Below are 20,530 nucleotides of genomic sequence, written 5' to 3' on the forward strand. Positions count from 1 at the left end.
ATTTCCAAAAGAAATTATGCTATTCTCTTTTAAGTCCTCTATTTGTTTGGTATTACATCAAAAGGTATTTGTGATATTAAAAATAAAATGGCTTGCGGGAGTAATTCCCTGGTCCTTTAAGTGAAAGAGATTATTCTATGTCTCCTATTATAAAACTCGAACATTCTTGCTAAGAAAAAGAGTTGATTAGTGTAAAAAGAGAGATTGCAATATAGAGAATAAGTCATTTGTTTGATTGTCATGTTATAATTAAAGACTTGACAGCGTGATGTGCGCGAAATGGCTTCAGCGGTTATTTCATAGAAAAAGATTATATAATATCAAAATCTACAGTTTTGACTAATAGGTCACACTATAAAAGTTGATAATGGAAATAATGAGTAAAAAAGAGGATGAATGGATGGGCTTATGGATAAAGAAATGAATCTAAAAATTAAACAAAAATTTGTAAGAGATTATAAAACCGGGTATCCACTAATTTCAAAAGAATCGATCGTGAATAGCAAAGATTTAAAAAGTGAAGGTACGATAATTAATCTAGTAGATGAGCGTAATGGTTTTATCGGAAAGGGTTACTATGGAAAGCAAAATAAGGGTTTAGGTTGGATTCTTAGCCTAAAAGAGCATGAAAAGATTAGTCCTAAGTTCTTTGAAGATAAAATTAAACAAGCAATCGAAGACCGCAAACAATTTTATAATAGCTCTGATACGACAGCATTTAGAGTATTTAATGGAGAAGGCGATGGGATTGGCGGATTAACGATAGATTTTTTTGACGGATTTTATTTAATTAGTTGGTATAGCGAAGGAATCTATCAATTCAAAGATTGGGTTATTCAAGCATTAGAGAATATTGTCGAATTCAAAGGGATTTATCAGAAGAAGCGCTTCGATACAAAAGGTCAGTATATTGAAGAAGATGACTTTGTGATGGGGGAAAGATGTCAATTTCCTATTATCGTAAAGGAAAATGGAGTTAATTTTGCTATCTATTTAAATGATGGAGCAATGGTAGGCGTATTTTTGGATCAACGCGAAGTTAGAAAGCTAATTCGAGATAAATATGCTTACGAGAAAACAGTTTTAAATACTTTCTCATATACAGGCGCATTCTCTGTCTTTGCAGCAGTAGGAGGGGCTAGTAAGACTACTAGTGTTGACTTAGCTAATCGGAGCTTAGATAAAACAAAAGAACAATTTAAAATTAATGGGATTGATCCTTCTACCGAAAGCATAGTCGTTGAGGATGTATTTCATTACTTTAAATATGCAGTAAAAAAGAACCTTTTATTTGATATGGTTATTTTAGATCCACCAAGCTTTGCAAGATCTAAAAAACATACCTTTAGTGCCGAAAAGGACTATAAGAACCTGTTGAAAGAAGCGATTACGATTACAGAAAATGATGGTGTAATTGTTGCTTCAACGAATTGTAGTACTTTTGGAATGAATAAATTTAAAGGGTTTATTGACACGGCGTTTAAGGAATTAGGCGGGCAATATAAATTAATGGAAGAATTCAGCCTACCTAATGATTTTAAAACAAGTAAACAGTTTAAAGAAGGTAACTATTTAAAAGTCGTATTTATTCGTAAAATAAAGTAAAAAAATGGACTGACAGATCTGTCAGTCCTACTTTTTTACTTTGAAGTTGCTTTTTGTTCATATAATTTGATTACTTCAATCATAACATTCGTTGCTTTAGCCATATTGTCGATTGAGATGTATTCAAATTTACCGTGGTAGTTTTCTCCACCTGTAAAAATATTTGGAGTAGGTAGCCCCATATATGAAAGCTGTGATCCATCTGTACCACCACGAATTGGTTCTACAATTGGTGTGATTTCTAGGTTTGTCATTGCCTCGTGAGCAATATCAACAACCTCTTTAACAGGTAAGATTTTCTCACCCATATTATAATACTGATCTTTTAATTCTAAAATTATGGTATTTTCACCATGTGTTTCTTTTAATTGATTTACAATATTCGACAATGTCTCTTTTCGATTAGCAAATTTTGTTTTATCATGATCTCTAATTATGTAGTGCATTTTTGTTAGCTCTACATCACCTTCAATTGATACTAGATGATAAAAGCCTTCGTAACCTTCAGTTGATTCTGGCGCTTCTTCAACAGGTAATAAATTATTTATTTCCATGGCAATTTTCATAGAATTTATCATTTTACCTTTAGCAGTACCTGGGTGCACATTTTTACCTTTTACCGTAATCATTGCTCCTGCAGCATTAAAGCTCTCGTATTGAAGCTCTCCTAGTGGACCACCGTCCATTGTGTAAGCATATTTAGCATCAAATACTTTTACATCAAATTTATGTGGGCCTCTACCGATCTCTTCATCTGGTGTGAATGCGACTCTTATTTTGCCGTGTTTGATTTCCGGATGTTGAACTAAATACTCCATCGCAGTCATAATTTCAGCGATTCCAGCCTTATTATCTGCACCAAGTAATGTTGTTCCATCAGTTGTCATTAATGTATGACCTATATATTTAGTTAACTCTGGTGAATGACTTGGAGATAATACGACATTTAAACTCTCGTTTAAAACGATGTCATTTCCATCATAGTTTTCAACTAGCTGAGGGTTAACATTTTTTCCTGTAAAGTCTGTCGCTGTGTCTAAATGCGCTAAAAATCCAATTGTTGGAATATCTTTGTCGGAATTTGCCGGAAGTGTAGCCATTACATAACCATTGTCATCCATTGTTACGTCAACTAATCCAACTTTGTTTAACTCTTCCACTAACATGCGGCCCAAAGTTAATTGGCCAGATGTAGAAGGGCATGTTTCACTACTTGCATTTGATTGTGTATCAACCTTTGCATAACTAATTAAACGATTAATTAACTCATTTTTCATATGAAAATCTCCTTTTTTACATTTCATATTTCTTGGGTAATACGCTTTCATTTTTTACTTTTAGCGAAAAGAGGCTATATTTATATTGTAGTTCTTTCTATATTTGAAAGTAAAATATTACGCAACTCTGTTCCTATTTAAAATGCTTTTAGCGATTAAAAACTGTGCCGAGTAGTAGGTAATCATGATTAATTCATGACCATATTTAACACTTTCTACAAATAGGTCCCACGATAAGATAGAATCTGAAATGATAAATAATAAACTCCCAAAAATAGCCCATTTGTTTCCAGTCATTATGGCTGTAAATACCATCAAAGAGATTGCTACTGAATAGGCTATTACCGGAATAACTAAGTTTTCCTGTCCACTTTCGTTTAACGATTTTACTAAATTAGAGCATAGAAAAAACGCATAAATTGCAATTGGAATGATCGCTAGTACGCGATAAATTGAAAATTTCCATCCTGATATAAAACCAGCAGCGTAAAACAAATGCCCAATTAGAAAAGCACTTAAACCAACAACAAACCAGATTAACGTTCCGTCACCAATCATACAAAAAATAAGACCTAAAAATATAAGAGCACGATATTTAGTTGATTGATAAGGAATTTGTGAAAAGGCATAACTAATAATCAACACCATTGGAATTACCTTAAATAGTATTTTTATGCTCACAGGTTCTGAAGGAATAAAAAAGATATAGAGAATACCAAAAAATAAAATAAGTATAGGTAAATACTTCTTCAAAATAAAATTACCCCTTTCTAACTATTTCCTTTTTACTAAATATTATCAGTGAAAAATGAAAAGAATGCTATTAGAAATAAAGATAGCAGTCTATTAAACTATAAAAAAAGCAAACCATAAATGGTTTGCTTTTATGCGATAGAAATACCATATGCGTGAGCAATTTGCCCATTTGTATTAGAGGATTTTGCAATAATAACTGTTGCTCCAACATTTATTTGATCGAATAACCATTCGATCTCACTGTTATGCATTCGGATACAACCGTGACTAACTGATTTTCCGATTGAGCTCTCATTAGCATTTCCGTGTATTCCGTATGCGCTACCGACACTTAAGCCCATCCATCTTTTACCTAGTGGATTATTTGGAGCTCCTCCAGGAATATTTTCTTTATACCAAGGTCTATTTTTAATTTTATTTACGATTTTAAACTTTCCAGTAGGTGTAGGACTCGAAGCTTTTCCTGTTGCTACACTAAATGTTTTAACTAGTTTTCCCTTGTTATAATATGAAAGTTTATTTGTATTTGTATTAATAATAATTAGCTGTCCATTCGAAAGGGGTTTGGAGCTCTTTGCCTCAGTAAATGAAGGCTTACTTTGATTTCCAGCAGCGTCAATTGATTGTACTTTTATAGGCGTAAATACTTTTAATTTACTGACCTTAAAAGTATAACTACCATTGTTTAATGCAGCCGTTTTAGCAGTATATTTACCGTTTAAATACAGTTTAACGGAAGCATTTGGTTCTGTTTTTCCACTAATGACAGTAGCATTTTCTTTAACTGTTTGGATTGTAGGTGCTGCAGGTGCAGTACGATCTAATACACGAATTGAAACAGGTTTACTTTGATTTTTACTCTTATCAACTGCAACAACTTGAAGAACTGTGTTTGCCTTTTGCTTCGCAATTTTAATAGTAAACTTACCTGCCGTGTTAACTTTACCTTTTGCTAATACTTTCTTGTTTAAGTAAATGAGAACATCAGCATTCGGCTCCGACTTACCTGATATACTTTGAGATTGATCTGAAATTGAAGGTATTGAAGTGATAGAAGGTGCGATTACATCTGAAACATATGATGTAGCAATTTTACTTTTTAATCCAATTGAAACACCAACTGCATTTATTTTAGTAAATTCTTTTAGAGGTTTAGTATTGAATAGAAAATTGCCTTTTGCATCTGTTTGTACAGTGCTTACCAGCTTATTGTTGATGAGAATTTGGACACTGCTTTTTTCTAAAAATGCTCCTGATACTGAAGTAGATTTATTAGTAATTGGATTGATTTTTGGGGTTGGTAAATCTTTAATTATAAATTTAACATTCTGGTCTGAAACAGGTAGAGTTTGATCACCTAGCGTAATTGAACTAAGTTGATAAGTACCTTTTATAAAAGAAGCTGCAACTCCTATTTTTCCAGAATAGTAAAGATCTGATGACGATGGATTTTTTAGTAAAACTTCTGTCAAATTAGTTCCATTTTTAAATGTTAAAGATACATTGTCGAAATGTTCTTTAGTTGTTAAACCAACTTCAATCGATTGTCCAAAAGTGGCTTCAGTAGTGTTTAAATTTAGATTATCTATATATTTCGATAACTCACCATCACTAAAACCTTGAGAAAAAGAAGTTGCATTAGCAGTGGGTAAAAGGAATAAAAATACCCCCAAAAGTACAGATACAATCTTATTTATCATTTTCTCTCTCCTTATATATGGAATTTAATTACTAAATTTGCCATATATAGAGTGAATTCCTTTGTTTTTCTAATAAAATAAAACGTCAATTTTCAGCAAAAAAATAATAAAGTAGAGAGAAAAATGTTATAAATAACTTTTCTTAATATAAGATTGATTTTTTTTTATTTACTATGATTTGTCTGATAAAAATTCAAAAAAGCCTGGGGCCTTAATTTCTTTTATGACGTCAAACTTTTCATAAAGCTTTAATTTAATTTCTTGCTCAACGTCTTCTCTATCATGAAATGCTGTATTATAGAGGCTTTTTTTTATTTTTAAATTAAAAATTTCTAAAACTTCATCAAAACTTATATCTTCATAATCATGTTCAAAATTTTTAATCATAAGTACTTCCGCCTTTTTTATCTGAATTTACTTTCAAACTAATTTTTTTGAAAGCAGCTTTACAGTTATATGAAACTGTTTGCTCGGATTATTTTATTATTTGAGCAATTTCTTTATTAGAGTAGTTATAGATGAATTTGTAATTTAAAATTTTTAATTGTTTTTCTGAAAGTAGTTTTAAAGAGTAGAAAATTTGTTCATCAGTTATATAATCTTTGATGCTATCTTGGAGGTTTTGAAATGTATTGAAAGTCGAATCCTCTAAACTTTTGAGTGTAGATTCGAACTCATAGGGGTTTTTGTCATTTTCATTTTTAAAAGAGTGATTATATATTAAGGGATATCTTTTGGAATACAAATTATTCTTCTTATATAGATCGATTGAGTAAAAGTGTATCAATTTACTTATATAAGAAATAATTTTTACATTTTTATAATGTTTTTTAAATGCGTTATCTAACATTTCCTTATTTTCGTAACTTGGATTATTTATAGCCCTTAATAATAATTCCTTGTTTTCTTTTTTTTTTAAGAACGCCTTAACAACAGGATCATTTATTTTTTCTTTATGTTGGATATAAAATTTGTTTAAGGCATGATTTTTCATTGCTTGATACCTCCTACCATTAAATTAGAACAAATTTAAATTAAAAAAATTACCATTAATCAATAAGAATGAAAATGTTTAATTTCGAGATAATCTCATTTTTTGTTAAACAAGAAATTAAGTAGGAAAATGAACTACCTCTGTTGGTATTTCTTCGTTTCTTTTCGAATTTTGCTTAAGAAGCGTAGAATGATATTTCCTAATAGTTCTCCTCTTTAACTCCTAACATATAGATTAAAAATTATTATCGTTTCTTATCATTAAAAAAGGTTTTATTTTTTTATAAACAAAAAATTATCTAGATTTCATCTAAAATACAAAAATGGAAAAAAAGTTTTGTAACAATTTTGAAAATTAATTTATAAGTTACTTTTTTAATAGCATAAAGGTAAAAACGGCCGTCCTTTATTAAAAAAAAGGAGTTGAGGATATGTATAATTTAAATGGTAGTTTTATTAAAGGTAAAGAATTAGAAGAGTTGAGAAAGAGAGTTTTTTGTGAGGCGAGTTTTCGGAGATTAGAGGATGCTATTGCCCAATATATCCCATTTAAAAAAGGGGAGTTAGAGATTAAGCATGCATACGAATTTAATTTTCAACCTGAAGAAAGTCTTTTAATTACAGGGAAGCAAATTTTATTTATGAATAATCTTAAAACTATACAAATAGTTTATCGTGAGTCATTTAGCAACGAACTAAATGAAAAGGATGCATTACATGCACATATATTGGTTCCGAATAATAATGGAAAGTCTTTATTAAGTCTCTGTATATTAGATTCGAAAATTAATATAGAAACTATTGATGATAATTACCCTTATAAAGAAATTAAAATTGTAGAGGAAGATTTACCAGATAATCCTAATTTCAATTTAAATCAGTCAAATGTTTTAACGGCAAAGTATTGGTTTAATAAAAATGGGTGTCTACCAGGGGGATATCAGCACTGTGGTGGAAACTGTGGGAAAACAGGAGATTATGGTGGGGGAAAAGCAATTAATTACACAGATTCTTGCTGTAAACTACATGATGACTGCTATAGAAGTGGTGTAAAAAAATGCAAATGTGACACCATGTTAATTAATTGTATAAGAAATGAATCAACAATAGTATCAATGGCAATTAGATTGTATTTCGGACCAGGAGCGTGTTAAATAGTAACAACCAAAAAAAGTGCCTGTGCTGAAGTAGCCGGGCACTTTTTAGTTAATGCTCTTTTCTAAGAGAAACGATAGAAACTACTATTACTGCAATTATTGAGGATAATAAGAGAGAAAAGCCAACTGTACTTAATCCAAGCCCTTGCCATCTTCCTACGACTAAGCCCAAAATTATAACGGCGATACCTAATATGGAAATAACTAATGGAAAAACATACTGGAATGGTGACTTTTTTCTATTTAAAAATAAAGAAATAGAAATTAGAATCCCAGTTGAAATAATTGTAACTAACAATAGAGGATTCATATATACTCCCTTCAATATTTAAATCAAGAAAAATAACTATATTACAAAAAGAAAAGGCATTTATTTGACCATCTTTTATTTCCTCTAACTTTAGTATATAGAATAAAGATTAACAGCGGAGGCGTTAAATATGAACAATTTTAGTGAAAATGAACTTAAATATTGTCTTGAATTAAGAAGAAAGTTATTTGAAGCTAGTAAATCATTGGTAAACTGTGATTTAGAGGAAAGGAAGTTATATGAGGAACTTTGTATTTTATATTCTACTAGATTGAAAGCACTAAATATAAATTTGAAAACTAAATATGGAATAATTCTATGTGCATGTCAAAAAGAAATTAAAGATGACTGCTATGAAAATTAATAAAAAATAAATTAGAACTCTTAGTTTTTATTAGTGTATTATCATACCCTAATAAAAGTAATACAATTAGATTTTGAATTTAGATTAGTAGAAGTGTTAAAGTTAGTTAATAAGAAATTTGTAAATAAACTAAGGAGTATTATATGAGTAAAACTGTAGTATTAGCGGAAAAGCCTTCAGTTGCTAGAGATATAGCTAAAGTGCTAGGGTGCAATCAAAAGGGTAATGGTTTTTTAGAAGGTAAAAAGTATATTGTGACCTGGGCACTAGGGCATCTTGTGACTTTGGCTGATCCTGAGGGATATGATAATAAGTATAAGTCATGGAATTTAGAAGATTTACCAATGATTCCAGATAAATTAAAGCTTGTTGTTATTAAAAAGACAGGCAAGCAATTTCAAGCTGTAAAAACTCAATTATTAAGAAAAGATGTTTCAGATATCGTGATCGCAACGGATGCAGGGCGAGAAGGTGAACTTGTTGCAAGATGGATTCTTCAATTGGCAAAGGTTAATAAACCAATTAAAAGACTGTGGATTTCTTCTGCCACAGATCAGGCAGTAAAAAAAGGCTTTGAAAATTTACGTAGTGGTAAGGAATATGAAAATCTATATCTTTCTGCTGTAGCAAGAGCTGAGGCAGATTGGATTGTGGGGATAAATGCAACAAGAGCACTTACTTGTAAGCATAATGCTCAACTTTCATGTGGTAGGGTTCAAACTCCCACACTTTCGATGATTTTAGAGCGTGAAAAGGAAATAAAAGAATTTAAGCAACAAACTTATTATGGGTTACAAGTATTAGCAAATAATGTAACTTTTACGTGGCAAAATCGTAAGTCGAATGACCAGAAAATTAAAACGTCCGATGAATTACAAAAAATTATTGGAACTATAAAAGGAAAACAACTAAAGGTTAATGAAGTTTCGACAGCCGAAAAAAAATCTTTTGCTCCACAGCTTTACGATTTAACTGAGCTTCAAAGAGAAGCGAATAAAAGATTTAACTTTTCACCTAAAGAAACCTTATCCATCATGCAAAAGTTATATGAACACCATAAAGTTGTCACATATCCACGAACTGATTCAAGATATTTATCATCGGATTTAGTTGATACATTAAAGGAACGTTTATCAGCATGTAACATAAAACCTTATGGAAAAATCATTATGAAGTTAACGAATCAACCGATTAAAGTTAATAAGTCATTTGTAGATGATAACAAGGTTTCAGATCACCATGCGATTATACCAACAGAGCAGGCGCCTATATTGAGTGAACTTTCTTCAAAAGAATTTAAAATATATGAACTAATCGTAAGAAGATTTTTAGCAGTCTTACTACCTCCGTACGTATATGAACAGGAAAAGGTTATTGCAGAAGTTGATAACGAAGTATTTGTTGCCAAAGGTAAAAGGGTTATATCACTGGGATGGAAAGAAGTCTTTAAAGACGAAGACGATCTTGACAGTTCAGAAGATCAACGATTACCAATTATTAATGAAAATGAGCGTCTTGAAGTCGCTAAAGTAATTGAAACAAAAGGGTATACGAAACCACCAGCATACTTCAATGAAGCCACACTTTTAAGTGCAATGGAAAATCCAGTTCATTTTATGTCTGGTAATAGTAATGATTTAAAAAAGACGATTGGCGAAACAGGCGGATTGGGAACAGTTGCAACAAGAGCGGATATTATTGAAAAACTTTACAGTAGCTTTTTAATTGAAAAAAAGGGAAAAGATATTTTCATCACAAATAAAGGGAAACAATTATTAAATCTTGTTCCAGAAGCATTGAAGTCACCAGCTCTAACAGCCGAGTGGGAGCAGAAGCTTCAAGCCATCTCCAAAGGTAAATTAGCTAAATCTAAATTTATGAGTGAAATGATTAGTTTTTCTTCAGATGCAGTGAAAGAAATAAAACAAACTGAACAAAAATTTAAGCATGATAACATGACAAGTACTAAATGTCCTGACTGCGGAAAGCTTATGTTAGAAGTAAACGGTAAACGTGGAAAAATGTTAGTGTGCCAGGACAGGGAATGTGGTCATCGTAAAACAATTTCACAGTCAACTAACGCGAGATGTCCTAATTGCCACAAACGTTTAGAACTAAGAGGCGAAGGAGAAGGTCAAATTTTTGTATGTGCATGTGGGCATAGAGAAAAACTTTCTACTTTTAAAGATCGACGTTCGAAAGAAAAAAATAGTAAAGTATCAAAACGAGACGTTCAAAAATATTTAAAGCAACAGGATAAACAAGATGATGAACCATTTAACAACCCATTTGCAGAAGCCTTAGCAAAGCTGAAAAAACAATAAAGGCAGGGATACTGCACTAGAACCAGTCATGTGAGTTTACTCTATGACTGGTTTTTTTCGTTCAATTGCATATTCATTTACGACTTCACTATAATGATCGTCAAAATAAGTGTCTAGTTCCTTTTTTATCTTTTTTGATAGGACTGGACTTTTACCAGAAGTTGAGACTGATACAATAAGGTCTCCTCTACGAACCACAGCCGGTGTATGGAAATCACTGTTATTTTGATCACTTACATCATTAAACCATTGGAAATCTGATGTGCAATCTTTGACGAATTTATTTAGATTTTTATCATCTGTAGCTGCAATAACAATATGTGCTTCAGTTAGGTCAGCTTTTTCAAAATACTTATTTATCCATTTTATTGTAGGTAACTGTTTAAATTCATCACATAGTTTTGGGCTTATAATCGTAATTGAAGCACCACTTTTTATAAACGCTTTTGCTTTTCGAAAAGCGATTTTTCCTCCTCCGATGATCACTATCTTTTTGTTTTGAAGTGAGAAAACTAATGGAACCATTTCAGTCATCTAATCGCTCCTATCTATTAATTGGATGGACAAATAGTAATGCATCATTATTTTATCATATGTATTGCCAATTTTTAGAACTAGCTACTAGCTAATAAATGATTCGTGTGAGGATTTTTCATGTCATTTATTGTAGATATGCTACAGTTTGGTTAATAATTCAATAAAAGTTCATCTTTTCTTTAGCATAAAAGTATTTTTTCTGTTAGGATAATTAGTATTATTTTCTATGAAAAGATAATGATAAGACTGGAATCTAATTTAAAGAAAAGGTGAGTATTATGTTTAACAAATTAAAAAAAATGTTCGGTTTAGAGGAAAATGAACAGCAACAAGGATCTGCTCCTGTATCTACGGAAGCAGTTAAGGAAGTTGTCATTAAAGCGCCATTAACTGGTGAGATACATCCACTATCTGAAGTACCAGATCCTGTATTTGCAGAAAAAATGATGGGTGATGGATTTGCTATTACACCTACGGAAGGCGTTGTCGTAGCTCCTTTTGATGGAGAAATCGTACAAGTATTCCACACTAAACACGCTATTGGAATTCGTTCAAAAGAGGGTGTTGAAATTTTAATTCACGTTGGCCTAGAAACAGTAAAACTAAATGGTGAAGGTTTCGATGCTCATATTACAGAAGGACAAAGTGTTAATGCTGGAGACCATTTATTAACATTCAATATTGACTACATAAAAGAAAATGCCAAAAGCACAATTACTCCAGTTATTTTTACAAATGGAGATGCGCTAGAAAATATTAAAGTTACAGCAACTGGCTCAATCCAAAGAGGTTCAGATGCAGCTGTAGCTACATTAAAATAAAAAAAATAGCCCTAGGGCTATTTTTTTTATGCAGTTCTTACTTTTAAATGTTGTTTTCGTTTTACATTTAAACCAATGAACAACGGTTTTATAGTAGGTTGTGTTTCAATAATAAATTTCTTCGCAACCATAGGTACGACTAAGCCAATCATTGTGTACAATAGCGGTCCATAATCGAAAAACTGTGAAAAAACAGCATTTGCAAAAATGTGGATGTACATAATCGTTAATGATTCTTTACCAAATATTGTGCAAGGCTGGATAAATTGTAGTTTTGCAAGCTTTTGACATAAATAAAGTACGGCAATCGTCATTGTTATTGGAATTAATGCATCTAAAAATAGGTGGTTATATCTTAAATATTTAAGACTTAAATGGTAGTCTAATTTATTCAATTCATATAGGGTCATATAACCGATGCTTAGCGTAATACAGGATATTCCAATGAAGTTAGAAATGGACGCTAACAATTTTTTTGTAAAGAATCCTAACCCTAAAAAGAAAATAGCCAGTAGAGCAACATCCATATTCCAAGGAATCGTAATTTGATTAAAGGTATTTTTACCAACTTGTGGAATTAATTTAATTGTTTCAAAATGTGCAAGCAAATAGCATGCAATAACGATGAATAGACGGGTACTATTCTTTTTAAAGTATAAGCAGATTAACGCAAATAATATTTGAGTAATAAATAAACATGTCACATACCAAAATACGCCATGGACTCCAGTAATAAATCTACCACCAATTAACAAAGAAAGGACTTCTTTTGATAAATTTAATTGGTTAATGGTTCCGTTTAGTACCTCTATGGCGATGTTATATAAACTAAATAAAACTAAATACGTACAGTAAGGTACAAGCAATCTAAATGTTAGTTTTTTTATAAAAAATTTAAGTTCATTAATCGAATTGACCGGTTTAAATAAATAGCCACTAATTATAAAAAACAGGGGCATATGGAACCAGTAAATAAATGTAATAGAATTCGGACCTTCTGTAGAATGACCATAAACAACCAAAAAGATGCCGATCATTTTGGCAACATCCAACCATTTTTCACGTTCTATTTTCATTTTATCACCTTGTTTTTATGGCTTACTTAAAGCAAAAAAACTTCAGATTAAAGCCAATTTTTTTTAATAATGTCCAACATATTGTAACGGATGAGTATTACAAAGTGACAACATGGACATTACAATCAAGTTATAAAATGTAAATAAATATTTCATAAAAGGCTGCAAATAAGTTTGGGGGTAAAGTGTAGCGCCAGATAATACATGTTGGTAAAAAATGTAAATTTTTATTAAAAATTATTAATAATCAGTTCTTTCGACAAATAAAATATGTTTTGCATTATATACTTAGCAGGCTGAATTAAAAAAGATAGTGCACTCTTTAAATAATCATTTGATTAGTCGAGGTGAAGGAAAAACTATGGGCTCAATTATTAAAGTTGAAAATCTTAAAAAGAGATATGGAGATTTTTACGCTGTAAATGGAATTAGTTTTGAAGTTGAAAAGGGTGAAGTTTTTGGATTACTTGGTCCAAATGGAGCTGGTAAATCTACGACAATGGAGATGCTTGTAGGATTAAGAAAACCAGATGAAGGTACGGCTACTATTGCAGGCCATGTGATCGGTAAAGACTCATATAAAATCAAACAAGAGATTGGAATACAACTCCAATCAACATCCTTATTTGAACTGTTAAAAGTAAAGGAAATCATTGAAATGTATGCAAGTTTTTATCCAAGTCATATCCCGATTCAACCGTTGATTGATGAAATGCTTTTATCTGAAAAGCAAAATAGTCTAGTAAAAGGATTATCAGGTGGACAAAAGCAGCGATTAGCAATTGCATTAGCATTAATTCATGATCCTCAAATCATATTTTTAGATGAGCCAACTACAGGACTTGATCCACAAGCTCGTAGAACATTGTGGGATATCATTTTAAAACTAAAAGAACGCGGTAAAACAGTCGTTTTATCAACTCACTATATGGATGAGGCACATGTACTAGCTGATCGCATTGGTATCATGGATAAAGGCAAATTAATTGCGCTAGATACACCAAACAATCTGGTTAGTTCAATTTCTGCAGAGAGTGCGGTTGAATTTAAGACAAAACTACCAGAGCAAGAAGAAAAGTTTGCACATTTAGACAGTGTAATGAATGTCGTGATCAATCATGATTTTGTTACATTGTATACTCGAAACTTACAAGCTTCATTAATGGCTTTACTTGAGTATACAAAAGATCAAGATATGAGGATTTCGGATTTATCGACTAGAACTGCCACTCTTGAGGACGTATTTTTACATATGACTGGAAGGGGGTTACGTGAAGAATGAAGGCTTATTATCAATTGACTTTAGCCCAACTCCGGATTTATGTACGTAATCGTCAAGCACTAATCTGGACATTATTATTTCCGTTTTTCTTTATGATTATTTTTGGATTAATGTTTAATGATGGGAATACAACTAGTTATTCCGTAAACTTAATTGATTATGACAACACTCAAGTAAGTAAACAAATTACAACTGTTTTAGATAAACAAAAATCGCTTAAAATTCATCAAAAAACAAATGAATTAAAGTCTAGGAAATTATTATCTGATGGTAAAACCGATTTTGTAATCGTCATTAACAAAGGATTTCAAGATCAAGTGACATCTAAACAAAAATCCGCTCCTGCACAAATAAAAGTACTTTATAATGAAAGTAATGCAGCCCAGCTTCAAGGTGGAATTGCAACAATTACAGCATATGTTGATGCCGCTAGTAAACAAATGGCAGGGTATACACCTAAAATCGTAACAGACTTTAAAGGGGTAGCTGGCATTACTCTTTCATATTTAGACTTTTTAGTACCTGGAATTATTGCAATGCAAATCATGAATAACAATATGAATGGTGTCGCAGGCCAAATTGCGTCTTGGAGAGAACGAGGAGTTCTAAGACGAATGCAAGGCACTACATTAAGAGCCTCAACGTTTATTGCCGCGCAAATTACAGCAAGGCTAATATTGAATAGCTTACAAGCAATCTTAACCATTCTAATTGGCTATTTTGGATTTGACGTAAGTATTCGAGGATCATTTCTATTAGTAGTGTTATTTGTTGTATTAGGTACATTAACATTTATGAGCATTGGATTTATTATAGCAAGTTTAGCGAAAAGTCCAGAAAGTGCTGGACCAATTGCAGGTTTCATCTCGTTCCCACTAATGTTTTTAGGTGGAGTATTTTTCCCTGTAAATAATATGCCCGAATATTTACAGCCGATTATAAAGACAATTCCAATCACGCACTTATCAACTGCGATGCGCGATATTATGAATGTCGGAGCATCATTTGGAGATTTACTTCCAGATTTCGGCTGGTTATGTGTCTGGATGGTCGTAAGTTTCTTCATTGCTGCACGTACTTTTAGATGGGAGTAAGAGGGAAAAATTAGATAATGAATAATGTAGATAAAACAAAGTAATTCAAAGACTTTCGTTAAAAAAGACTTTCGCTAATTTTAGTGAAAGTCTTTTTTTTACCTTTTCTTTATCAAGATTCATCCATACTACTTTAAGAATAGTTATGCATTATTTATTGCATACTACTTAAAAAATTAAGATTAGGTGAGTTACAGGTGAGTTCAATATTTGAAATCTATTTTCGTGATGTAAAGCGGGTTGTAACAAATTGGGCTGCATTGATGATTATCATTGGTTTAATTATCATGCCCTCAATGTATGCATGGTTTAATATAAAGTCCTCTTGGGATCCGTATGGAAATACAAAGGGCTTAAAGATCGCGATTGTAAATGAGGATCGTGGTGCTACTGTCTTAAACAATAAAATTAATATCGGAAACGAAGTAATACATTCTTTAAAACAAAATCCCTCTTTAGGCTGGAGATTTACAAGTAAGAAAGTTGCAAATGAAGGGGTTAAACAAGGAAAATATTACGCTAGTATTTTAATACCGAATGATTTTTCAAATAAAATTAGCACGGTTTTAACAGATCAGCCTCAAAAACCCGAACTAATTTATCAAGTGAATGAAAAGCTAAATATAGTTGCGCCGAAATATACTGAAAAAGGTGCAACCGGTATTGCGAGTGAGATTACAAAGAAATTTGAAAAGACCGTAAGTAAGGAAGTATTGCAGGAGTTTAATAAAATAGGAATTGATTTACAAGCAAATTTACCTGAAATAAAAAAATTTGAGCAAATGGTTTTTAAACTTGAAAAAGATTTACCCGAAATAAAGACAACTGTGAATACAGCATTAAATGACTATAAAAAAGTACAAAGCGTTATTCAAACTACAAAAAAAGACATGGAATTGATTAATAATATTGTAGCGAATGGTGAAAAATTAACAGCTAGTTTAAGTGGCTTTTTTAATCAAATTAACCAATCAATACAAGATTCAACTCCATTTATTAAAGAGACACTTAACCTACTCCAGAACCAGTCTGCTGTTATACAAAGTACATTATCACAATTGCAGGATCAAACAATTAGTCAAGATGAATCGATGAGGCTATCGAATGAAATCGGAAAAGTACTACCGAATTCAAGAAATATGGTTACTTCTTTAAATCAAGTTCTGCAATCGTTTAATAGCTTAGGCAATAAAGCGGGTTTTAGTAAAGATGTTAGTGTATTAAAAGGTCTAGAAGCAGATTTAATGACGATTCAAAATGAGAATGCTCAATTAAAAAATGCAATACAAAGCGGAAACGACCTACCGACTGATTTACTTCAAAAAATGAATGAGAACGTGGCAAGTATAAATAACAAGATAAACAGTTTAAACGGAAATTTTGATCAAGATTTAGCGCCAAAAATAAGTGAAGCTTCAAGATTAGTGAATGAATCAATAAAAAATACCCAGACTGTTTTGGCTGATGCAAAAACGAGTATACCAACAATAAAAGGTGTACTTCAGGATACATCAAATTTATTAGCAACGAAAAAGGGTGATATACAGCAATTAGTAAATGAGTTACCAATGATTGAGACGAAAATAAAAAAAATAGCTAATGAGATTAGAAAGGCGAAAGAAAAAGGAAACATCGAGGATTTAATTAATTTTCTTCGAACAGATATAGAAAAGGTAAGTGACTTTTATTCTAACCCAATCCTAATAAAAAAGGAGCGAATGTTTCCAATACCGAATTATGGTACAGGTTTGACTCCATTTTATACAACATTGTCATTATGGGTAGGAGGTTTATTAATGGTATCGTTATTAACTACTGAAGTTCATGAAGAAAAGCCATATAAGAGTAGAGAAGTTTATTTTGGAAGATTATTGACCTTTATTACTATTGGGATATTACAAACATTAGTAGTGACTACTGGTAACTTTCTGATCTTAGGTACTTATGCAGCAAGTAGAGGTTATTTTATCTTATTTGCACTATTGATTAGCATTGTATTTACGTTTATTGTTTATACGCTTGTTTCGGTTTTCGGAAATATTGGGAAAGGTATCGGTATTATCTTTTTGGTTCTCCAAATATCAGGAGCAGGAGGAGTTTATCCGATCCAAGTAACTCCACCATTTTTTCAAAAAATAAATCCATTTCTGCCTTTTACCTATGCATTAAGCTTGTTAAGAGAGGCGACTGGTGGAATCGTATGGGATACGATTTATAAGGACCTTCCAATCCTAATTCTTTTTGTCATCATTGCAATTATAGTGGGGGTTGTTCTTAAAGCACCTATTAATAAAAGAGCAAGTAAAATTGTAGATCTTTCTAAGAAGAGTAGACTCATCCATTAGTCTTTTGAAAAAATAAATTCATATAAAAATCATTGAACTGTTTTGCCAAGTGCTATAACATAGATAAAAGTTATATCTTCATAGCTTTTAGGAGAAGTAGGTGTTTTGTATGAAATTATCAGTTGTTGTATATTGTTATAACAATGGAGAAAATTTTGAGAGATTTCACGTTGATTTATCAAATACAATAAAGTTACTAAAAGAAGATTATGAAATTATTTATATAAACGACGGAAGTGAAGATGATACATTATTAGCACTTCAAGTTGTTGCAAATCATAGCAGTCATTTGAAATATATCTCGTTTACCCGCCGCTTCGGAAGAGAGGGAGCAATTTGTGCTGGACTTGAACATGCAAAAGGCGATGTTGTCATCCTAATGGATGGAAACTTTGTACATCCACCGAATGTTATTTTAGAGATGATGGATGAATACAAAAAAGGTCATAACCATGTAGTAGCTTCAAAAAAAATAGAGAATTCAGTTCTTAAAAAAGCGAAAAAAGGCATTTTTGAGAAGGTCATTAAAAAATTTGTGGACCCTGATATTTTGCAAAATGAATCAGACTTTCGTTTATTAAGCAGAAAAGTAGTGAATGCTATTTTAAATATGCCAGAATCAAATCGCTATTCAAAAGGTATTTTTAACTGGATTGGTTACAAAATAAAAACGATTGAGTATGAAATAACATCAAGAATCATTAACAAAGAGTCAGAAGTAAGAAGACTAGATTCGGTAAAAAAATCCATTGAGTATATATTGTGTTTCAATACTAGACCATTGAGGTTGTTAACGAAAGTCGGATTATTATTAATTGGAATAAGTCTTGTAATTTTTATTATGATGAGCTTTAAAGTAATTTTTGTTGGGATTAGAATTCCTGGTTTATATACGATTTCCAATTTCATTATGTTATTTGGCGGAGTTCAAATCTTGATGATTGGGGTATTAGGTGAATATTTAGGTAAGATCTATTACGAAACAAAGAGAAGACCCCAATACATTGTTGAGTCTTCAAGCTATGATGAAGATTAAATTTCACGATATGATAAATTTGGAAATTCGACAAGAATCTTGTCGAATTTCTTTTTTCATTACATAATATTTAAAGATAGAATAATATTTTAATGAAAGCTTGGAGAATAATATGGGGAATCTTTATAAAGCTATTCCAGGGATAGTTCTTTGCCTTTTTATTGCACTTATTAGCGAAACACTTTCTTATATATTGCCGGTTGGAGCAGCTACATTTTCAATATTAATCGGATTGATTGTTGGTAATACAATACACTTAAAGCCTTATTTTGAAGGCGGTAGAAAGTTTGCAGAAAGTAAATTATTAGAGATCTCAATATTTTTACTAGGTGCAACGATCAGTATTCAAATGATTGGCTTATTAGGATTAAAAGGAATTTTGTTAATCGTGATACAAATGTGTTTAGTCATCATTTTTACGATTTGGTTAGGCGAAAAACTAGGTTTTGGTTTGAATTTTAGCTATTTAATGGCAAGTGGAAATGCAGTTTGTGGTTCATCAGCAATTGGCGCAACAGCCCCAGCTATACAAGCCACTCAAGAAGAAAAGGGACTGGCTGTGACACTTGTAAATATGATGGGAACAGTCTTAATGTTTATTTTGCCTTTAATAGCATCTGTATTATATCACTCAGAAACATTGCCGACCTCTGCACTAATCGGAAGTACATTACAATCAGTGGGACAAGTAGTTGCTAGTGGTAGTTTAGTGAATGATGAAGTAAAGAATTATGCCACTTTATTTAAACTGATTCGAGTAGTTTTTTTAGTTTTTGTAGTTTTTAGCTTATCTTCTATAAAAAGAAGACACTTAGCGGAGGATTCGATTGAAAAAGTAAAAATCCAATTTCCTTGGTATGTAATTGGATTTGTCATCCTTTGTGTTTTTTATAGTTTGGGAGTGATACCAAGTTGGGCTGCGAATATTTCGAATAAGACTAGTCACTTATTTGAAATTATTGCACTCGCTGCAATTGGTTTAAATGTAAATCTAAAAATGATCATTAAACAAGGGAAGTCACTTTCACTTTATGCATTAAGCATCGTAGGATTTCAAATCATCATAGCAATTTTATTAATTCAAGTAATCTATTAATAAACGCGAACAACGACAAAAAACAACAATTCATATCTATTTCTCGGGAAATTTCGTCAGGAAAGGTGGTATTTCATTGTTTAACTTATCATCAAATTGGAGAGAAAAATTAAAACCAGAGTTTGAAAAAACGTATTTTAAAGATTTATTGCAATTTCTTGAAAAAGAATACAAAGAACAAACAATATACCCTGCCAAAGAGCATTTATTTCAGGCATTAAACGAGTGTTCATATGAAGATTGTAAAGTAGTGATAATTGGACAAGATCCTTATCATCAGCCAGGTCAAGCGCATGGGTTAAGTTTTTCTGTATTACCGGGAGTGAAAATACCGCCCTCTTTAAGAAATATTTATAAAGAATTAAATAGTGATTTAGGGTTAGAAATACCTACGAGCGGATATTTAAATAATTGGGCAAAACAGGGGATTTTATTATTAAATACTGTTTTAACTGTTCGTGAAGGGGAAGCAAATTCCCATAAAAATAAAGGGTGGGAACTATTTACGAATACGATCTTATCCGAGTTAAATAAGCAAGAACGTCCGATTATTTTTGTTCTATGGGGTAAACATGCTCAAGCTAAAGAAGAATTGATTACCAGTAACCACCATGTAATATTAAAATCACATCATCCAAGTCCATTGTCAGCTAGTAGAGGTTTCTTTGGTAGCAAACCATTTTCACAAATTAACCAAAAACTAGTAGAACTTCAACTGGAACCGATTGATTGGACAGTTGAGTAGCCTATAAATAGG

19 protein-coding genes are annotated in these 20,530 nt (G+C 31.6%); 11 read left to right on the forward strand and 8 right to left on the reverse strand.

Annotated features, from left to right (window positions below; translation table 11 throughout):
• Positions 1-408: 408 nt before the first annotated feature.
• Positions 409-1,605, forward strand: coding sequence for a class I SAM-dependent rRNA methyltransferase (locus ACFWM3_RS06305; protein ID WP_390310839.1), 1,197 nt, complete (start codon positions 409-411; stop codon positions 1,603-1,605).
• Between the two features lie 35 nt (positions 1,606-1,640).
• Here ACFWM3_RS06305 and pepT read toward each other — a convergent pair whose 3' ends face one another.
• The 5 genes from pepT to ACFWM3_RS06330 form a co-directional block, all read right to left on the reverse strand.
• Positions 1,641-2,882, reverse strand: coding sequence for a peptidase T (pepT, locus tag ACFWM3_RS06310; protein ID WP_390310754.1), 1,242 nt, complete (start codon positions 2,880-2,882; stop codon positions 1,641-1,643).
• Between the two features lie 117 nt (positions 2,883-2,999).
• Positions 3,000-3,635, reverse strand: coding sequence for a lysoplasmalogenase (locus tag ACFWM3_RS06315; RefSeq protein ID WP_082459416.1), 636 nt, complete (start codon positions 3,633-3,635; stop codon positions 3,000-3,002).
• 131 nt (positions 3,636-3,766) lie between these two features.
• Positions 3,767-5,338 carry a L,D-transpeptidase gene (locus ACFWM3_RS06320; protein ID WP_082459417.1) on the reverse strand — a complete coding sequence of 524 codons (1,572 nt, stop codon included), beginning with the start codon at positions 5,336-5,338 and terminating at the stop codon, positions 3,767-3,769.
• A gap of 171 nt (positions 5,339-5,509) precedes the next feature.
• Positions 5,510-5,725 carry a hypothetical protein gene (locus ACFWM3_RS06325; protein WP_390310757.1) on the reverse strand — a complete coding sequence of 72 codons (216 nt, stop codon included), beginning with the start codon at positions 5,723-5,725 and terminating at the stop codon, positions 5,510-5,512.
• Between the two features lie 88 nt (positions 5,726-5,813).
• Positions 5,814-6,332, reverse strand: a complete 519-nt coding sequence (locus ACFWM3_RS06330; protein WP_390310759.1) for a sigma-70 family RNA polymerase sigma factor — start codon at positions 6,330-6,332, stop codon at positions 5,814-5,816.
• A gap of 430 nt (positions 6,333-6,762) precedes the next feature.
• Between ACFWM3_RS06330 and ACFWM3_RS06335 the strand changes: the two genes are divergently transcribed.
• Positions 6,763-7,485 carry a phospholipase A2 family protein gene (locus tag ACFWM3_RS06335; RefSeq protein ID WP_390310760.1) on the forward strand — a complete coding sequence of 241 codons (723 nt, stop codon included), beginning with the start codon at positions 6,763-6,765 and terminating at the stop codon, positions 7,483-7,485.
• A 52-nt stretch (positions 7,486-7,537) separates the two neighbouring features.
• Here the strand turns inward: ACFWM3_RS06335 and ACFWM3_RS06340 are convergent, their stop codons facing one another.
• The gene (locus ACFWM3_RS06340; protein ID WP_390310762.1) at positions 7,538-7,798 is read right to left on the reverse strand and encodes a YesK family protein; all 261 of its coding nucleotides are present in this window, start codon (positions 7,796-7,798) and stop codon (positions 7,538-7,540) included.
• 130 nt (positions 7,799-7,928) lie between these two features.
• Between ACFWM3_RS06340 and ACFWM3_RS06345 the strand changes: the two genes are divergently transcribed.
• Together ACFWM3_RS06345 and ACFWM3_RS06350 are read left to right on the forward strand one after the other, a co-directional pair.
• A complete protein-coding gene (locus tag ACFWM3_RS06345; protein WP_390310763.1) occupies positions 7,929-8,162 on the forward strand; it encodes a hypothetical protein in 234 nt (77 codons plus the stop codon).
• 143 nt (positions 8,163-8,305) lie between these two features.
• The gene (locus tag ACFWM3_RS06350; protein WP_390310765.1) at positions 8,306-10,486 is read left to right on the forward strand and encodes a DNA topoisomerase III; all 2,181 of its coding nucleotides are present in this window, start codon (positions 8,306-8,308) and stop codon (positions 10,484-10,486) included.
• A gap of 36 nt (positions 10,487-10,522) precedes the next feature.
• Here ACFWM3_RS06350 and ACFWM3_RS06355 read toward each other — a convergent pair whose 3' ends face one another.
• A complete protein-coding gene (locus tag ACFWM3_RS06355; RefSeq protein WP_082459418.1) occupies positions 10,523-11,020 on the reverse strand; it encodes a precorrin-2 dehydrogenase/sirohydrochlorin ferrochelatase family protein in 498 nt (165 codons plus the stop codon).
• Positions 11,021-11,301: 281 nt separating this feature from the next.
• Here ACFWM3_RS06355 and ACFWM3_RS06360 point away from each other — a divergent pair, with 281 nt between their 5' ends.
• Positions 11,302-11,844, forward strand: a complete 543-nt coding sequence (locus tag ACFWM3_RS06360) for a PTS sugar transporter subunit IIA (RefSeq protein ID WP_390310767.1) — start codon at positions 11,302-11,304, stop codon at positions 11,842-11,844.
• A gap of 26 nt (positions 11,845-11,870) precedes the next feature.
• Here ACFWM3_RS06360 and ACFWM3_RS06365 read toward each other — a convergent pair whose 3' ends face one another.
• On the reverse strand, positions 11,871-12,920 hold the full coding sequence (locus tag ACFWM3_RS06365) for an acyltransferase family protein (RefSeq protein ID WP_390310769.1): 1,050 nt from the start codon (positions 12,918-12,920) through the stop codon (positions 11,871-11,873).
• A gap of 361 nt (positions 12,921-13,281) precedes the next feature.
• On the opposite strand from ACFWM3_RS06365, the gene ACFWM3_RS06370 reads away from it, so the two are divergent.
• The 6 genes from ACFWM3_RS06370 to ACFWM3_RS06395 all read left to right on the forward strand — a co-directional run bounded on the left by ACFWM3_RS06370 (position 13,282) and on the right by ACFWM3_RS06395 (position 20,518).
• Entirely contained in the window at positions 13,282-14,202 is a 921-nt protein-coding gene (locus ACFWM3_RS06370) for an ABC transporter ATP-binding protein (protein WP_390310771.1), read from the forward strand.
• Positions 14,199-15,296 (forward strand): ABC transporter permease, encoded by a 1,098-nt coding sequence (locus tag ACFWM3_RS06375; RefSeq protein WP_056469138.1) that lies wholly within the window; start codon positions 14,199-14,201, stop codon positions 15,294-15,296. Before ACFWM3_RS06370 ends, ACFWM3_RS06375 begins: the two co-directional genes overlap by 4 nt.
• A gap of 197 nt (positions 15,297-15,493) precedes the next feature.
• Positions 15,494-17,641 carry a YhgE/Pip family protein gene (locus tag ACFWM3_RS06380; protein ID WP_390310773.1) on the forward strand — a complete coding sequence of 716 codons (2,148 nt, stop codon included), beginning with the start codon at positions 15,494-15,496 and terminating at the stop codon, positions 17,639-17,641.
• Between the two features lie 109 nt (positions 17,642-17,750).
• Positions 17,751-18,677, forward strand: a complete 927-nt coding sequence (locus tag ACFWM3_RS06385; RefSeq protein ID WP_056469143.1) for a glycosyltransferase family 2 protein — start codon at positions 17,751-17,753, stop codon at positions 18,675-18,677.
• A gap of 112 nt (positions 18,678-18,789) precedes the next feature.
• Positions 18,790-19,773, forward strand: a complete 984-nt coding sequence (locus ACFWM3_RS06390) for a YeiH family protein (protein ID WP_390310775.1) — start codon at positions 18,790-18,792, stop codon at positions 19,771-19,773.
• Positions 19,774-19,849: 76 nt separating this feature from the next.
• Positions 19,850-20,518 carry a uracil-DNA glycosylase gene (locus tag ACFWM3_RS06395; RefSeq protein WP_390310777.1) on the forward strand — a complete coding sequence of 223 codons (669 nt, stop codon included), beginning with the start codon at positions 19,850-19,852 and terminating at the stop codon, positions 20,516-20,518.
• Positions 20,519-20,530: the final 12 nt, after the last annotated feature.

Source organism: Gottfriedia sp. NPDC058432 (assembly GCF_042721555.1).
Taxonomy (GTDB): domain Bacteria; phylum Bacillota; class Bacilli; order Bacillales; family Bacillaceae_G; genus Gottfriedia.

What these genes read in the sequence shown, in the direction of transcription:
- ACFWM3_RS06360 (WP_390310767.1), top strand. Translation starts at nt 11,302, where the DNA reads ATGTTTAACAAATTAAAAAAAATGTTCGGTTTAGAGGAAAATGAACAG.
- ACFWM3_RS06350 (WP_390310765.1), top strand. Translation starts at nt 8,306, where the DNA reads ATGAGTAAAACTGTAGTATTAGCGGAAAAGCCTTCAGTTGCTAGAGAT.
- ACFWM3_RS06330 (WP_390310759.1), bottom strand. Translation starts at nt 6,332, where the DNA reads ATGAAAAATCATGCCTTAAACAAATTTTATATCCAACATAAAGAAAAA.
- ACFWM3_RS06325 (WP_390310757.1), bottom strand. Translation starts at nt 5,725, where the DNA reads ATGATTAAAAATTTTGAACATGATTATGAAGATATAAGTTTTGATGAA.
- ACFWM3_RS06355 (WP_082459418.1), bottom strand. Translation starts at nt 11,020, where the DNA reads ATGACTGAAATGGTTCCATTAGTTTTCTCACTTCAAAACAAAAAGATA.
- ACFWM3_RS06345 (WP_390310763.1), top strand. Translation starts at nt 7,929, where the DNA reads ATGAACAATTTTAGTGAAAATGAACTTAAATATTGTCTTGAATTAAGA.
- ACFWM3_RS06335 (WP_390310760.1), top strand. Translation starts at nt 6,763, where the DNA reads ATGTATAATTTAAATGGTAGTTTTATTAAAGGTAAAGAATTAGAAGAG.
- ACFWM3_RS06365 (WP_390310769.1), bottom strand. Translation starts at nt 12,920, where the DNA reads ATGAAAATAGAACGTGAAAAATGGTTGGATGTTGCCAAAATGATCGGC.
- ACFWM3_RS06340 (WP_390310762.1), bottom strand. Translation starts at nt 7,798, where the DNA reads ATGAATCCTCTATTGTTAGTTACAATTATTTCAACTGGGATTCTAATT.
- ACFWM3_RS06390 (WP_390310775.1), top strand. Translation starts at nt 18,790, where the DNA reads ATGGGGAATCTTTATAAAGCTATTCCAGGGATAGTTCTTTGCCTTTTT.
- ACFWM3_RS06385 (WP_056469143.1), top strand. Translation starts at nt 17,751, where the DNA reads ATGAAATTATCAGTTGTTGTATATTGTTATAACAATGGAGAAAATTTT.
- ACFWM3_RS06370 (WP_390310771.1), top strand. Translation starts at nt 13,282, where the DNA reads ATGGGCTCAATTATTAAAGTTGAAAATCTTAAAAAGAGATATGGAGAT.
- ACFWM3_RS06305 (WP_390310839.1), top strand. Translation starts at nt 409, where the DNA reads ATGGATAAAGAAATGAATCTAAAAATTAAACAAAAATTTGTAAGAGAT.
- ACFWM3_RS06375 (WP_056469138.1), top strand. Translation starts at nt 14,199, where the DNA reads ATGAAGGCTTATTATCAATTGACTTTAGCCCAACTCCGGATTTATGTA.
- ACFWM3_RS06320 (WP_082459417.1), bottom strand. Translation starts at nt 5,338, where the DNA reads ATGATAAATAAGATTGTATCTGTACTTTTGGGGGTATTTTTATTCCTT.
- pepT (WP_390310754.1), bottom strand. Translation starts at nt 2,882, where the DNA reads ATGAAAAATGAGTTAATTAATCGTTTAATTAGTTATGCAAAGGTTGAT.